Source organism: Paenibacillus sp. FSL H8-0260 (assembly GCF_045040625.1).
In the GTDB taxonomy this organism is placed as follows: domain Bacteria; phylum Bacillota; class Bacilli; order Paenibacillales; family Paenibacillaceae; genus Paenibacillus_AQ; species Paenibacillus_AQ odorifer.
Map to the genome: position 1 here is coordinate 1,766,302 of NZ_CP150298.1, position 15,095 is coordinate 1,781,396.

At 45.9% G+C, this 15,095-nt stretch carries 14 protein-coding genes and 1 riboswitch; of the genes, 11 read left to right on the forward strand and 3 right to left on the reverse strand.

What is annotated here, in order from left to right; translation table 11 throughout:
* Window positions 1-90: 90 nt before the first annotated feature.
* Window positions 91-2,922 carry a glycoside hydrolase family 3 protein gene (locus MHI51_RS07635; RefSeq protein WP_076277853.1) on the forward strand — a complete coding sequence of 944 codons (2,832 nt, stop codon included), beginning with the start codon at window positions 91-93 and terminating at the stop codon, window positions 2,920-2,922.
* A gap of 144 nt (window positions 2,923-3,066) precedes the next feature.
* Here the strand turns inward: MHI51_RS07635 and MHI51_RS07640 are convergent, their stop codons facing one another.
* A complete protein-coding gene (locus tag MHI51_RS07640; RefSeq protein WP_076220329.1) occupies window positions 3,067-3,405 on the reverse strand; it encodes a hypothetical protein in 339 nt (112 codons plus the stop codon).
* A gap of 28 nt (window positions 3,406-3,433) precedes the next feature.
* A complete protein-coding gene (locus MHI51_RS07645; protein ID WP_076277852.1) occupies window positions 3,434-4,372 on the reverse strand; it encodes an MBL fold metallo-hydrolase in 939 nt (312 codons plus the stop codon).
* 150 nt (window positions 4,373-4,522) lie between these two features.
* Window positions 4,523-4,630, forward strand: a riboswitch (guanidine-I (ykkC/yxkD leader).
* Between the two features lie 84 nt (window positions 4,631-4,714).
* On the opposite strand from MHI51_RS07645, the gene MHI51_RS07650 reads away from it, so the two are divergent.
* The 3 genes from MHI51_RS07650 (at window position 4,715) to MHI51_RS07660 (ending at window position 6,427) form a co-directional block, all read left to right on the forward strand.
* The gene (locus MHI51_RS07650; protein WP_036675723.1) at window positions 4,715-5,077 is read left to right on the forward strand and encodes a multidrug efflux SMR transporter; all 363 of its coding nucleotides are present in this window, start codon (window positions 4,715-4,717) and stop codon (window positions 5,075-5,077) included.
* On the forward strand, window positions 5,078-5,392 hold the full coding sequence (locus tag MHI51_RS07655; protein WP_076125196.1) for a multidrug efflux SMR transporter: 315 nt from the start codon (window positions 5,078-5,080) through the stop codon (window positions 5,390-5,392).
* A gap of 195 nt (window positions 5,393-5,587) precedes the next feature.
* Window positions 5,588-6,427, forward strand: coding sequence for an aldo/keto reductase (locus MHI51_RS07660; protein ID WP_217696910.1), 840 nt, complete (start codon window positions 5,588-5,590; stop codon window positions 6,425-6,427).
* 489 nt (window positions 6,428-6,916) lie between these two features.
* On the opposite strand, the gene MHI51_RS07665 is transcribed toward MHI51_RS07660, so the two are convergent.
* Window positions 6,917-7,990 (reverse strand): M42 family metallopeptidase, encoded by a 1,074-nt coding sequence (locus tag MHI51_RS07665; protein WP_076185305.1) that lies wholly within the window; start codon window positions 7,988-7,990, stop codon window positions 6,917-6,919.
* 247 nt (window positions 7,991-8,237) lie between these two features.
* Here MHI51_RS07665 and MHI51_RS07670 point away from each other — a divergent pair, with 247 nt between their 5' ends.
* The 7 genes from MHI51_RS07670 to MHI51_RS07700 all read left to right on the forward strand — a co-directional run bounded on the left by MHI51_RS07670 (window position 8,238) and on the right by MHI51_RS07700 (window position 15,038).
* A complete protein-coding gene (locus MHI51_RS07670) occupies window positions 8,238-8,414 on the forward strand; it encodes a hypothetical protein (protein WP_155288103.1) in 177 nt (58 codons plus the stop codon).
* Window positions 8,415-8,553: 139 nt separating this feature from the next.
* Window positions 8,554-9,057 (forward strand): stage V sporulation protein AC, encoded by a 504-nt coding sequence (gene spoVAC, locus MHI51_RS07675; RefSeq protein ID WP_076125192.1) that lies wholly within the window; start codon window positions 8,554-8,556, stop codon window positions 9,055-9,057.
* Window positions 9,054-10,085: a stage V sporulation protein AD gene (gene spoVAD / locus MHI51_RS07680; RefSeq protein WP_036675714.1), complete on the forward strand. Its 1,032-nt coding sequence runs from the start codon at window positions 9,054-9,056 to the stop codon at window positions 10,083-10,085. The genes spoVAC and spoVAD overlap by 4 nt, the downstream gene beginning before the upstream one ends.
* A 2-nt stretch (window positions 10,086-10,087) precedes the next feature.
* Window positions 10,088-10,438 carry a stage V sporulation protein AE gene (spoVAE, locus tag MHI51_RS07685; protein ID WP_036675923.1) on the forward strand — a complete coding sequence of 117 codons (351 nt, stop codon included), beginning with the start codon at window positions 10,088-10,090 and terminating at the stop codon, window positions 10,436-10,438.
* A gap of 155 nt (window positions 10,439-10,593) precedes the next feature.
* Window positions 10,594-11,550 carry an AAA family ATPase gene (locus MHI51_RS07690; protein ID WP_405173740.1) on the forward strand — a complete coding sequence of 319 codons (957 nt, stop codon included), beginning with the start codon at window positions 10,594-10,596 and terminating at the stop codon, window positions 11,548-11,550.
* Window position 11,551: 1 nt separating this feature from the next.
* Window positions 11,552-12,796, forward strand: a complete 1,245-nt coding sequence (locus tag MHI51_RS07695; RefSeq protein WP_076104720.1) for a DUF58 domain-containing protein — start codon at window positions 11,552-11,554, stop codon at window positions 12,794-12,796.
* A 1-nt stretch (window position 12,797) separates the two neighbouring features.
* The gene (locus MHI51_RS07700) at window positions 12,798-15,038 is read left to right on the forward strand and encodes a DUF4129 domain-containing transglutaminase family protein (RefSeq protein WP_405173741.1); all 2,241 of its coding nucleotides are present in this window, start codon (window positions 12,798-12,800) and stop codon (window positions 15,036-15,038) included.
* Window positions 15,039-15,095: the final 57 nt, after the last annotated feature.

Consider the following 15,095-nt stretch of genomic DNA (forward strand, 5'->3'; position numbering starts at 1 on the left):
AGATGGATAGGACGTATGGGTGTTTTTTCGAAGGAATGTCCTCGGGAATGAATGAAACCGCTATCAACAAGAGACGAAGGAGCGATTTTGATGGGAACAGATATAGCTAAATATCCATTTCAACAGATTGATTTACCTTTAAATGAGCGAGTGCAGGATCTGATCTCCAGACTAACACTTGATGAAAAAGTAAGCCTGATGCCTCAGTATCAAGCTGCCATAGAGCGTTTGGGTGTTGGGGCCTACAAGCATGGTACGGAAGCGGCGCACGGGATTTCTTGGCTTGGAAAAGCGACTTCTTTTCCTCAGCCGAGCGGACTGGCTTGTACTTGGAATCCAGAGCTGCTGAAGGAGATTGGTTCGGCCATCGGAGATGAAGCTAGAGCCTTTTACAAAAAGAATCCAACGGTGAACGGTCTGACGTTATGGGCGCCAACGGTGGATATGGAACGTGACCCGCGTTGGGGAAGAACCGAGGAAGCTTACGGCGAAGATCCAGAGTTGACCGGACGCCTCAGCACATCACTTGTGCAGGGAATCCAAGGTGATCACCCGGTCTATTTGAAAGCGGTAGCAACGCTGAAGCATTTCCTCGGCAACAATAATGAGATTGAACGCGGGAACTGCTCCGCGAGCATCGATCCGAGAAATATGCGGGAGTATTATCTGGAAGCGTTTAAGCCTGCTTTTCAAGAAGGTGGCGCACAGTCCATGATGACCGCTTATAACTCGGTGAATGGCGTGCCTGTTATTCTTCATCCGGCAGTAATGGATGTGGTCAAAGGCGAATGGGAAATGGATGGCTTTATCGTAAGCGATGCCGGCGATCTTTTTGGGATTGTGAAGGATCACAAGTATTATGAATCTTTTGCACAATCGATGGCTGAATCTATCAAAAATGGAATTGACAGCGTAACAGAAGAAACCGCAGAGACAATCAAGGTTCTTCACGAAGCACTAGACCAAGGCCTCTTAGCAGAGGAAGATTTGGATCGTGCGCTTGCCAACACTTTCAGAGTTCGTTTCCGTCTGGGAGAGTTCGATCCGGCTGAAGGGAACCCATACGCAGCGATCGACGATTCCGTTATACTTAGCAAAAAACATACCGTACTCTCCTTGGAAGCAGCGAAACAATCGATAGTATTGTTGAAGAATGACCAAGGTACATTGCCATTGAGCAAAAGCAGTCTGAGCAAATTGGCGATTATTGGTCCACTTGGTGATGAAGCTTTTAGAGATTGGTATTCTGGCACATTACCTTATGGAGTGACTCCGCTGCAGGGGGTTAGCAAAAAGCTGCCTGGTAAACACGTTACTTTTGAGAGTGGCGCAGATCAGATCATTCTTACTTCAGCTGCAAACGGCCAAGCCATTGGAATCACAGGTGAGGACGGAAGACTGGCTGTACAGCATGACATAGCAGCGCACGGAGAATTGTTCCAACATACAGCCTGGGGCTGGACTAGCAATACTCTGAAGTCGACAAGTCGCGGTCAGTATGTAACTTTAAGCGAAGCAGAGACTCTTACAGCATCTGCTGATGAAATTTACGGCTGGTTTGTAAAAGAATCGATTAACATCGTTCCGGAAAGCGAAGATACGGTATCTTTGCGGACCTGGAATGATAAAATGATCTCGGTGAATCCGGAAGATGGAACGCTGCAGGTGGCAGATCAGGATGCCAATGCGCAAGCACGTCTTTTCAAAAAGAACATCGTAACTAACGGCATAGAGGCTGCAGTAGAAGCTGCCAAGGCGGCTGAAATCGCTGTGGTTTTTGTGGGCAACCATCCACTCCTTAACGGAAAAGAAGAAATCGACAGGCCGGATATTGTGCTTCCAGAGGAGCAAGAGCGACTGGTCAAGGCTGTCTATGCAGCGAACCCGAATACAGTTGTAGTCATTGTCGGCAGTTACCCGATAACTTCCACTTGGATTGACGAGAACATCCCGGCTGTATTGTATACCTCCCACAGTGGACAAGAGCTGGGCAATGCGGTGGCAGAAGTTCTTTTCGGCGATTACAGTCCTTCCGGCAAGCTGAACATGACTTGGTTCCGTTCTGTAGAACAGCTGCCTGAGCTGATGGATTATGATATTATCAAAGGCAAAAGAACATATATGTACTTTGACGGAGAGCCACTGTATGCGTTTGGACACGGCTTAAGTTATGCCCAAATTTCCTACAGCAACCTAAGCCTAAGCGCTAAGGAGCTGCAAGCGAATGAGACGCTGAAAATTTCTGTTCAAGTAGAGAATACAGGCGTTGTTGATGGGGACGAAGTGGTGCAGCTTTATGTGCAAGCTCTGAATTCCCGGGTCAAACGTCCGATTAAACAGTTGAAGGGTTTTGAAAAAGTAAACCTAACCGCAGGTCAATCGCAAACCCTAGAGTTTACGTTACCGGTTGCCGAGCTGGCATTCTGGGATGTTACCCGTGAGCAATATTGCGTGGAAAATGGAGAGTATATGGTTCTGATCGGCCGTTCATCTGCTGACATCCAATTATCCGCTCAACTATCGGTCCAGGGGGACGTTATTCCGTCGCGTAATCTGTATATCAATACCAAAGCAGAGAATTACGATGACTACGAAGGCGTATATCTGGACGAGTGCAAAGCAGGCGGTGCTTCCATACATCCGGTAAAAGATGGCGCTTGGATCGCTTTTAAAGATGTATTGTTCGAGCAAGGGGCAGGAGCTTTTGAAGCCTTGGTATCCTCTGCAAAAGGTGGCACCCTTGAGATCAGAACGGGCAGCCCAGCAGGGAAGCTGGTTGGATCTGTGACTGTACCGTCGGGTGGCGTGTTGCAGCAGTGGAACACACTTACTGGTGAAGTGTCCGTGGAATCTGAAACTACCGATGTTTATCTCATTTTTAATGGTGAGGTACTGCTTAGCCGTTTTGAATTTAATCAATAAGATAAGCTAGAGCGCTTCATCCGCACGGTGCCGAAAAGTTATTAAGCCAAACTCAAGCTAAAATTCTCAGTATCATAAATGAGCATTAAAAAAAGGGCATTCCTGAAGGATCAGGGATGTCCTTTTCTAGTCGTTTCTTTGGATCTAATCACAACCGCCCCCGCCAGCATCTCCACCCCCACCGAAGTCTCCACCGCCACTATGTCCGCCGTCTCCACCCCAGCTATGCCCCCCGCTGTCAGGTCCAGAATGGTGATGCGAGTGATCTCCGTGGTGATTATGGTGGTGGTTAGAATGATTAGAGTGGTTAGAGTGGTTTGGATCCAGCAGATCCGGATGACTGGCAGCCATAAAAGACATGTTGGCGGCATCATTTTGCCTATTTCTATCAAAGGTACTTTTGTTTGAGCTCGAGCCATTACGTATTACGGCTTGTATAATAATAAATACAGCAACACCTACAAATAGTATCCCAAAAACCATAACGAACCGCTCCTTTCAACTCCAAAAATTAGTTACTAGCTGCTTTCGCCAAAAACTCAAGATTTCTGTAAAAAATACTCCCATAATTCCAGCCCAGATAAGGCTCGGGAATTTCTATATGGTTCACATTCACATTCATGTCTTCGCGTATCAATGATTCGCTAATATGGATTATATCATTTATATACCGTTTTATTTGCTGTAGATAATGTTTTTGAGTAACGGGCCCATGGCCGGGAACAATTATGTTCACATCTAAGCGCTCGACATAAGTAAGTGCCTCCAACCAGGATAAGGGATTACCGTCTACTAATAATGGATGATTATCAACTGCGACAATATCTCCAACAAAAGCTAAAGAATCGGATGGAGAAAATAGAATAGAATCGCATTCCGTATGGGCAGTACCCACCGATAGGAGTTCAACGGTCCTTGCCGAGCCATGTATAGTCATTTTGCGGTCATAAGTTAGTTGGGGAAGGGTTACTTCAAGCGTTAGTATAGACTCTTTGATTTCTTGTAAATAACCTATTTGCGAAAGGAGCTCTCGTTTTTTGGAATCGTTCAGTTCGAGCTCGAGAGATGTATTAAGCTTCGTAAGATCTTCTTCAAGATTAGGAAGCAGTTTCTTCATTCGGGCAAGCCAGTCTGGTTGAGTTTTTATCATGAGCTCTCTAGTTCTACTGGAGGATATGATTACTTCATCCGAGAAGAATTGGTTCCCTCTAACGTGGTCTCCATGCCAATGGCTGTTGACGATGTATTTGATAGGTTTATTAAAATAATACAGAGCGGCATCCCTAAGATCTTTGCCAGCTTGTGGAGTGTTGAATGTATCAAAGATTAATGTGTAATCACCCATATCTATCAAACCGGCATTACTCATGGCTCCGCCTTGCTCCTTCGCTTCAAGGCAATAAATGCCTTCCACTAGAGGGACGCAGTTAAAATGTCTGGAAAGAAACATGAATTAACCTCTTTTCCTAGATAATCGAATGAAATTTATATCTATTTTATAATTTTATGGAATTTTATACTGTGATTTAATTACGCTAGTAATAGAAAAAAGGTTGCTTTTATACGCCCGATTTGCTACCATACGATGTAACTTAATCATTTATTTGTTTTCTAGGGTTCCGCAGCGGGTGCACAGCTGGTCTGGTCCGAGGGAAAACGCACGAACATTAAGTTTGTGTCTACACGGAGGGATAAAAGCCCGGGAGGTATCGCCATTTGGCGATGACCTTCCGGGCTTATTTGTTTGTCCGTGGGCAATCATAAGTTATGGAGAATTGAAGGAGGGCTTGAAATGAAAAAGAATTCAGAGTGGCTGAAGGTAGTTGGCGCTGCGATTTTCGAAGTCATGTGGGTCATAGGTTTAAAGCATGCTTCAAGCGTGTGGGAGTGGCTGATCACAGTTGTAGCCATAATCATAAGTTTCTATGTCATTATTTCAGCAAGCAGTAAATTACCGGTGGGTACCGTATATTCTGTATTTGTTGGGCTGGGGACGGCAGGAACAGTCATTGCGGACATGGTTTTATTCGGTGAACCCTTCAAGCTAATGAAGCTGGTACTGGTGGTTATTTTGCTGGCAGGAGTTATAGGTCTGAAAATGGTAACTAACGAAACCAAAGATATCAAAGAAACTGAAATAAAGGGGGAGTCTTAAATGGCATGGGCATTTTTGGTTGTTGCTGGATTGTTTGAAATGTTCGGAGTGGCTATGATCAACAGGTTGAATAAATACCGGAATCTGCAGTCGTTTTTGCTGCTCTTCCTTGGTTTTGGAGGAAGTTTTCTTTTTCTATCATTTGCAATGAAAAGTTTGCCTATGGGCACAGCTTATGCGGTATGGACGGGGATCGGTGCATCCGGTGGAGCAATTTTGGGGATGCTTTTATATGGGGAGGCCAAAGACTGGCGGCGGGTTATCTGTATTTTTATGATACTGGGAGCCGCAGTGGGGCTGAAGTTGATAGCGTAGTTAGCAATCAATTTGTTGCTTTTTCTCTCCTAAAGGAAAGATAAGTTATAAATTAGACACGATTCAGATGTTTCGAAAGGGTCATAAAGGTCGTATAAAGTAAGTATACAATTTATCGGTAAGGAGATTTTTACAATGACTAAGGATTCAATCGAGCATTTGGCTGAAATTGTGAAAGTGAACCGAGCTAACCGCATGCTGCTTCCAGACGGTACCTCTGTGCCTAGAATAGGACAGGGAACTTGGAATATGGGTGATGATGCTTCCCGTAGAGAGGAAGAAATTGCTGCTCTTAGATTAGGCGTGGAATTAGGCATGGATTTGATAGATACGGCGGAGATGTATGGGGAAGGAAACTCAGAGCTTTTAGTAGGTGATGCTATTAAAGGTATTCGGGATGACGTTTTTCTGGTATCCAAAGTATACCCACATAATGCCGGCAACGAGAATCTTATTCGCAGCTGTGAAGAAAGCTTGCAACGACTGAATACGGATCATCTGGATCTCTATTTACTGCACTGGCGGGGAGATATTCCGCTTGAAGTGACTGTGGAAGGCATGGAGAAACTGGTCTCTCAAGGTAAAATAGCAAGATGGGGTGTATCGAACCTTGATGTTGACGATATGAAAGAGCTGCTTAGTATAGCTGGGGGAACTCACTGTGCTATGAATCAGGTGCTGTATCATTTAGGGTCGAGAGGCATCGAAGCTGAATTGCTGCCATGGCAGAAAAGTCACCGCATGCCCGTAATGGCGTACTCTCCGCTTGCACAAGCAGGCGCGCTCCGCAAAGGGGTTATCGAAAGTGAGGCAGTTCAGGAAATTGCCCGTATTCATAACGCAACACCACTACAAATTATGTTAGCTTGGACGATCCGCGAGGAGGACATCATTACGATTCCGAAAGCTTCTTCACGTGAGCATGTAATTGAGAATGCTGCTGCAGGTTTAATTACGCTGAGTGAAGAAGAAAGATGGAAGCTGGATGAGGCTTTCCCGATACCTTCGTGGAAAGTGCCGCTGGATATGAGTTGATATAGCTGTCAAAGAGCTCGCCGTTGAGGCGGGCTTTTTTATATGAAAAGAGATAAGGGGGAGTCTCTATAGGACACAGATGATCTTAAACGCAGAATTATGCCACTTTTGGAGGAATATCGGACACCATAGTCGCTATTAGCATAAATGACACCGATTATGAGCCCGTTTCTCTGGAATAGTGTCACTGGAGTCCGGAAACTTACTCAAAAGGCTCTAAATTAGCAAATAGCGTCATCTGAGTCCGAAGCAACATCGGGAGCGTAAATAATAAACAACGTGGGTTCGTAAGCATCATGGATTCGTCGTAGTACCAATGGCGGGATCAGCGGGCAACGGGGTTCATGAGCATAAGCACAATTGGTTTTTAAAAGTAATATCGGGGTTTGTAAACACCACTGGGGCGCAAGTGACACAGGTCGTAAGCCCCGACCCAAAAAAGAGCAGCAATCCTTCAAAAAGGATCGCTGCTCTTTTAAAAATAAGAACTTAGCTGTTCTCAATAATCGTTTGCAGTGTAGTGCGGTCGAGGCCTTCTACCAGTTTAACTAACAGCTCTTTAGCAGCTTCGTAGTCATCGCTATGAATAACTGATGAAGCAGTATGAATGTAGCGGGAGCATATTCCGATGACTGCGGAAGGAACGCCGATGCCACTTACATGAACCTGACCTGCATCTGTTCCACCTTGGGAGACAAAATACTGGTATTTGATCTTGTGAGTATCCGCTGTGTCTTGTACATATTCGATTAAGCCGCGATGTGTAACCATCGTAGGATCATAAATGCGCAGTAGAGCGCCTTTACCCAAATGGCCAAAGGCTTGGCTATCACCGGTCATATCGGCAGCAGCGCTCGCATCCAAGCCGAAGAAAATGTCTGGGGACAGAAGATTAGCGGCTGTACGTGCTCCACGAAGTCCGACTTCCTCTTGTACGGTAGCACCAGCATAAACAGTATTAGGCAGTTTTTTTCCGTGTAATGATTTAACCAGCTCAATGGCGAGACCTACGCCATAACGGTTGTCCCACGCTTTAGCCATGATTTTTTTAGGGTTGGCAAGCGGGGTGAACGGACAGATCGGTAGTATTTGTTGACCTGGTCTGACGCCAAAGCTTTCTGCTTCTTCACGGCTGTCTGCACCGATATCAATATACATTTTGCTAATTTCGCCCGTCTTGCCGCGTTCTTCTGCGCTTAGTAGGTGGATAGGCGTGCTGCCAACAACACCGGTCAATGTGCCTTTTGGTGTAATGATTTGGAGACGCTGGGAAGCAACAGCAGAAGCAAGCCATCCGCCTAGCGGTTGAAAACGAATCATCCCGGTGTTAGTAATTCCGGTGACCATAAAGCCCACTTCGTCAAAATGTCCAGCGACCATAATTTTTGGCCCGTTTTCCTCACCGCGCAAGACGCCGAACAGACTTCCGAGACGATCCTGCACGAACTCTTCGGTATAAGGTGTCATAGCATCCTTGACGTAAGCGCGGAGTTCGCGCTCAAAACCCGGGGCTGCAGGGAATTCGGTAAGTGTTTTGAATAGATCCAATGTTTCTTGATTCATTTGAAATCACTCCTTTATTAAAATATAAGGACGTATAAGCTTTGCGTTTTGCATCATCCTTATAGTTCTACGAGAAACGGTTGCCATTCAAAATGGACGACAACGTTATTTCTTCCTGCCACTTAGTATGAACATTGTGAGCTCACTTGTCCATGCTAAAGAGACAAATGAACACCCGGCGAACGCTCCGCGAATACAATGCAATAGGGGCTCTGGTGGCAGGAGCTTTAGAAAGGATGCGAAGGAAATGAGGGTAGCAGGTAGTGTACCCAAAAGAAGGGTGCAGGGAGGATACTCCAAAAGAAACCTAAAGGTTAGCGGAGCGCGCAGACGTTACTGGCGCCACAACTCTCTGGAAAAGGAAGCAGTGCTTATTCTTGTGCTGTTCTTGCTGCTGATAGTTGTGTTACTGTATTTTTCCTGAATTGGAGGGACATAACGAAGCGGGGTATGGCAAACAATAAGGAAAACTTCTAAGCGAAGAAACAACTTGAGGGGCTCAAAGTGAGTACTACTATGATGCTTGTCAGCCCCCTTCGCCTAACTTTCAGGAGGTGCCCTCAATGCCGGCGAAAACGAAAAAATCGGGTGTCAAGCTGAAGCTTGATACCCTGACCCCGCAAGATTACGAGAAATTGTCCAAGCCCTTTGTACCCGCTAGGCCCGTATTCAAAAACTGTGTGCGAGCATTTCTTGCTGGCGGCCTAATCTGTGTAATTGGACAAGGGATTCAGGAGGCTTATATGGCAATATTCGATATGACTTCCAAAGAAGCCGCAAGTCCGACTGTAGCGACGATGATTCTACTCTCTGTAATCCTGACCAGCTTTGGCGTGTATGACAAACTGGCCCAATGGGCCGGTGCAGGAACTGCGGTTCCGGTTACTGGATTTGCGAACAGCATGTGCTCAGCAGCTCTTGAACATCGTGCGGAAGGACTTGTGCTCGGTGTGGGCGGCAATATGTTCAAGCTGGCGGGTTCAGTCATCGTATTTGGTGCCGTTGCTGCTTTCATAATTGGTATCGTTTATCTCTTTTTAGGCGTTGGCGGAGGTGCACATACATGAAACAGCTTGGCAGTCAGACTTGGGAGTTCACGAGCCGTCCCGTTATTTTAGGCTCTTCCGCTGTAGTGGGTCCTGAAGAGGGAGAGGGTCCATTAACGTCAGATTTTGATTTTATATTTGATTCCTTGGAAATGGGTGAAAAAACATGGGAAAAGGCTGAGCGGGCTCTTTTCGAAAAAGCCTCTCTACTGGCACTGATTAATGCAAACCTGGATAAGGAGAAGCTGGAGTTTTTTGTTGGCGGAGATTTGATGAACCAGATTATCAGCAGCTCCTTCGCGGCAAGAAAATTAGGTGTGCCTTATCTTGGAGTGTTTGGTGCTTGCTCCACTTCCATGGAGAGCCTTGCGATTGCCTCTATGATCGTTGATTCCGGAGGCAGCAAATACGTGCTCGCGGGAACATCCAGCCATAACTGTACGGTGGAGAAGCAATTTCGTTATCCTACCGAATACGGTTCACAGAAGCCGCCAACGGCGCAATATACGGTCACAGGCTCTGGCTGTGCTGTAGTAGGTCAGAATGATGGGACTGGCAACAATCCGGTAGTGGTCTCGGCCACTCTTGGACGAATAATGGATCTCGGTTTGACAGATCCTTTTAATATGGGAACAGCGATGGCACCGGCGGCGGCGGATACGATCACTGCGCATTTTCGGGATACCGGATTATCCCCCGGGCATTATGACTTAATTGTTACAGGTGATCTTGCATCTGTAGGCTTGCCCATAGCGAAAACCTTATTAGCTAAAGAAGGGATTCCAATGGAGCAAACAACCTTTGATGATTGCGGTTTGCTTATCTACGATTTGGAGAAACAGAAGTATGTGATCGCCGGAGGAAGTGGCTGCGGGTGTTCCGCGGTAGTGACTTATGGTCATATACTCAAGCGTATTAAAAAAGGTGAACTTAAACGGGTGCTGATTGTGGCAACTGGAGCCTTATTATCCCCATTGTCATACCAGCAGGGAGAGAGCATTCCGTGTGTGGCTCATGCTGTTGCTATAGAAAGTGGAGGTGGAGTTTAATGATGATTTACTTATGGGCTTTTCTGATCGGAGGAGCCATTTGCGTTATAGGCCAGCTGATGTTTGATGTATTGAAGCTGACACCTGCACATACGATGAGTACATTAGTTGTAGCCGGAGCGATTGCTGATGCTTTTGGCATCTACGATCCACTTGTGAAATTTGCGGGTGCGGGCGCAACCATTCCAATCACAAGCTTCGGTAACTCTTTGGTCCATGGGGCATTGACAGAGCTGGAACGGGATGGCTGGATCGGTGTAGTTACAGGGATTTTTGATATCACGAGCGCAGGGATTTCGTCAGCGATTGTGTTCTCCTTCCTGGCTGCATTGGTTGTTCGGCCTAAAGGATAATGGGATTTTAGCGCTTTAGATTAGAACCTGCGGGACATTGTGTTCTGCGGGTTTTTGCTTTGTTTACACTTCGTAAGCTTCAACAATGTACTTTGGGTCCCCTAATCATGTAAAATATAAATATTACTGCTTATTCTGACCTAGGAGGATCATATATGCCCGTTCGTCAAGAATCAATGCACATCATGAATGCTGTCCGTAATAATCTAGAATCCTGCATACTTGGAAAATCATTTGAAATACAATTGCTGCTAACAGCGCTGCTTGCCGGTGGTCATGTTCTGATTGAGGATGTACCGGGAACAGGAAAGACCCAGCTTATTCGCGCACTTTCCAGATCAATGTCCGGAGAGTATCGCCGGATACAATGTAATCCGGATATTCTTCCGAGTGATATTACCGGTGTATCTGTGTATCATCCGAGAGACGAGATGTTTCATTTCCGCCCGGGTCCAGTGATGACGAATATCCTGCTGGCCGATGAAATTAACCGAGCCACCACAAAGACACAATCCGCCCTTCTGGAAGTGATGGAGGAACGAAATGTAACCGTAGATGGGGAGACCTATCCGCTGCCGTATCCATTTATGTTGTGCGCCACCCAGAATCCGATAGATTTTGAGGGAACCTACACGTTGCCGGAAGCTCAGTTGGATCGGTTTATGCTAAGAATCAGTCTTGGTTATCCTGATGCAGCAACCGAAAAAAATCTATTGTTGAGCCATCAAGAAGGTCAACCAGTGGACAGGCTTACGGCTGTCACTAGTATGGAGCAGATCGCTAGTATCCAGGAGGAGATTCGTGAGATTTATATGAGTGATCCTGTACTGAATTACTTGTTAGATATTGTGCGCCAGACAAGAGAGCATCCGCTTGTATTGCTCGGTGCAAGTCCACGAGCTTCGTTATCGTTTATGCTGGCTTGTAAAGCTTATGCTTTCTTACAGGGAAGAGATTATGTGCTTCCAGATGACGTAAAGGTGCTTACTCCATTTGCCTTGGGTCATCGTATATTGCTGCGTCCAGAGTCGCGCCTAGATAATGTTAGCGTAGATTCACTGCTTCAAAAGCTTCTGCAGAGCATTCAAGTGCCTGTTACGATGAGGCAATAATATGAGACGTTATTTGTCTACGGTGGCAGCTCGCATTCAGCCTACTAAGTTCGCCAGCATCCTTGTAATTTGGAGTATTACGCTCTTATATGTACTATTTCAGGGCGGTAAAACTGCATTTATGTTGTTTATTATGGTCTCTGTACTTATTGCATATCTGATTGCTGGAGGTTTAGGAGGCGTTCGGCGGGCTAAGGGTGTTCGCAGTTTTTATGCCGAACAGGATAAGGGAGATTTGCTCTCTGCCGGGGGGTATCTTCGTGTAGGTCTGAAGGTCACAATCCCGGGGATTTTGCCTTTACCTTATGTAGTTGTTAGGGAAGTTCTGAAACGGCATAATGGCGAATCATGGGTATTTGAAGAAAGTCTGATTCCCAGCCTCAGAGGACTTGGGGAACTGCGGTTTCAGACACCAGTACTGGAACGGGGCACTTACACATTTTCAGATACGGATATCATCAGCCAAGATATTTTCGGCCTTGTCGAGCATAAAGGTACTTTTTTGGCTGAAGGACAGTTTCAAGTGTTGCCTCGTGCAATCTATGTTCCGCGCTGGCAGTTATATGAAAGAAAATCCCGTCTTTCTGGGCCACAGACCTCTGTTGTTCAATCACGACGTGAGACTACCCAAATTAACGGTGTACGCGACTACGTATATGGCGATCGCCTAACACGCATTCATTGGAATGCAACGGCAAAGACAGGCTCGTGGAAGTCCAAAGAGTTCGAGCATGAGTCGATTCCCAAGACCATTCTAGTTCTGGACGGCTCTGCTTCTGCTTATATGAATTCGAATCAATTTGAACTCGCAGTCTCCGTCGCAGCCTCACTACTTGGATTCGGCATTCGAGAGCGAATTGGGATCGGTCTTTGCTGCTTGGATAAAACCACCAAGGTATTTGCACCTGTTGAAGGCGCTGCTGAGCGTCAGAAAATGATTCAATATTTGATCGATCTTAACGCTGAAGGGCACGGTCCACTCATTTCCCGTTTGGAAAAAGGTTACCGTATGTTCCCTAAAGGCTCATACTTCGTGCTAATTAGTCCTCAACGTGGTCAGCCTGTACTGGATGCACTACGTTGGGCTGACAGCAGAGGGATGACTCCGTCGCACATTCATATAGGGAATTTATCAGAAACGAATAGCAGCACAGATTGGACAGACGTTCTAAGATCACGGGGGATTACAGGCTACAGCATTAGCTCACTGCAAGAGCTTCCCATAGTATTAGGAGGGGAAGTCTGATATGAGAAACTGGTGGAATCAGATGAAATTCTCCTGGCACCGTTCTTTAGGTCTATTGTGGCTTTTGATTATAGCCCACCAGTGGGTCTCTTATACAGAGCCTATCTGGTTAAGACAGACAACTACTGTTGTGTGGGCTGCATTAATAACGATCACTGTTATTGAAATCATAATTCCTGTTAAAGTTCAAATAAGGCTCTTTATTGAAGCGGCAGCTATTATTTATATCGTTTATCGGATACTTATCAATTATGGTATATACGTTGCTGATCCTTGGGCAACAACCCTCCCGGACAGACTGCAGGATATTGCAGTTCATATGGTGCCCTATATCTGGTTTGCTCTCGGAGCCTCAGCCCTGCTGCTGTTGTCGTCTTGGTGGGCATCCTCAAAAAGACGTATTTTATGGTTTATAGGAATGAACATAGTGGCCTTGGCTGCCTTGGATTCCTTTACATCTATTGTTTTGTGGCAGGAAGTAGCCTGGACGGTATTTGCGGGGATGGGCTGGCTGGTCAGCCAGCATCTGAGAAGTTTCCAGCTTCATTATCCGCGTGGTTGGGTGCATCTGTTGAAATATCCCACGAAAATAGTCATTAATATTGCCATCGTCTTCTCTTTGGTCATCCTAATTGGAGTGAATATGCCTGGGGTAAGGCCTACCCTAACCGATCCTTATACCGCTTGGCAAGAATGGAATGGGATTGGGAAGTCTTCTGGGAAGGGCACAGTTGGGACCACGAAATCTGAGATGGGTTCTGTCTCCCCTACTAACAATACTTCCTCAGGCTATAGTCTGAATGATGATCAACTAGGTGGCGGCTTTGCCTTCGATTATACACCGGTGATGACAGTGGTTTCTGATTTGCGTATTTATATGCGGGGAGAAACGCGCAGATTATATTCCGGAAGAGGTTGGGTCGATAGAGACCGGTTAAATCGGGGACCTCTAGAAGCGGTGGATGTAGGTGAAGCTTTAGAGAGCAGTGTGGGTTCTAAAGTAAATACACGAACACTGAAACAAACAGTAACCGTGCTTAATAATAATGAATTTCCCGTACTATTTGGCACTTATTCAGTATCTTCGGTGGATTCTTTAAATGGGGAAAAAGCTGGAGATGGACTCTCCTGGAGAAGCCGAGACAGCGAGCTGATCTGGGATGTGGATGGGAAGAAACTCGCTTATCCGTCTACTTTTGAGGTAACGTCTGAGGTTCCTGTAATTCCTGTTCAAGAATTGACAACAAAGACGTATGAGGAGCTATATAAAGGGAACGATTTGGAGAAAATGTTTCTTCAACTGCCTAACGATTTTCCTAAAAGAGTCAGGGAGCTGGCTGAGGAAATCACGGCTGAAGGAAAAACGCCGTATGAAAAAACAGCGCTTTTGCAACAATACTTACAACAAACCTTTCCATATACCAATAATCCAGATATATCACGTGTCACAAGCAACGATTTTGTAGAAGGGTTTTTGTTTGAGTTAAAGGAAGGTTACTGTGATTATTATTCTACGGCACTGGTTACTATGGCGCGCTCTCTGAACATCCCTGCACGATGGGTTAAGGGGTACGCACCTGGGGAACAGCCTGAAATCCCAATGAATCCGGCACAACAGCAATCAGGCACAGTGAATAATAACTATACAATTACCAATGCGGATTCCCACTCTTGGGCTGAGGTTTATTTTGGTGATTATGGTTGGATTCCAGTTGAAGCTACACCTGGATTTAATATTCCGCTTCTAACTCAGAGTGAGCAAACCCCTGAAGTCGAGCCAGAAGATCAAGAAGAGCAGGCAGAACCTACACCAGCGCCTGTGAATAACGCACAAGAAGATCAAGGGTTTCATGTAGGTCTATGGGTTGTTGTGGCAGCTGTAGTGGTGTTGCTGTCCTGGGCGATTTTTATAGTTTGGCATAGACGCTTTAAGCTTCGCTTCTTCATGCAGCAGCTGCGCAATGGCCGGCCTTTAACGCCAGATCAGAAAGTAGTGGTGGAAACTGAGCGTTGGGTAAGGTATTTGCATCGCAAGGGAATGCTAAAAGAAAAACACGAAACTTTACGTGAAGCCGTAGATCGCTGGAGTGGAGAACGGCCGGCAGTGGCTGATCATCTACACTCGCTACTAACAATGTTCGAAAAGGCGAAATATAGCCCTGAGGTTATTGAAGACAAAGACTGGCAGAGCGTGTATACTGAAGCTTTGTGGGTGCGGAGAAAAATGAGATCCAAGAAATAACACTTTGCGTGAAAGTATAGCTACAGATTTATTTGCGATGCGCAAGGAGTATGTTAT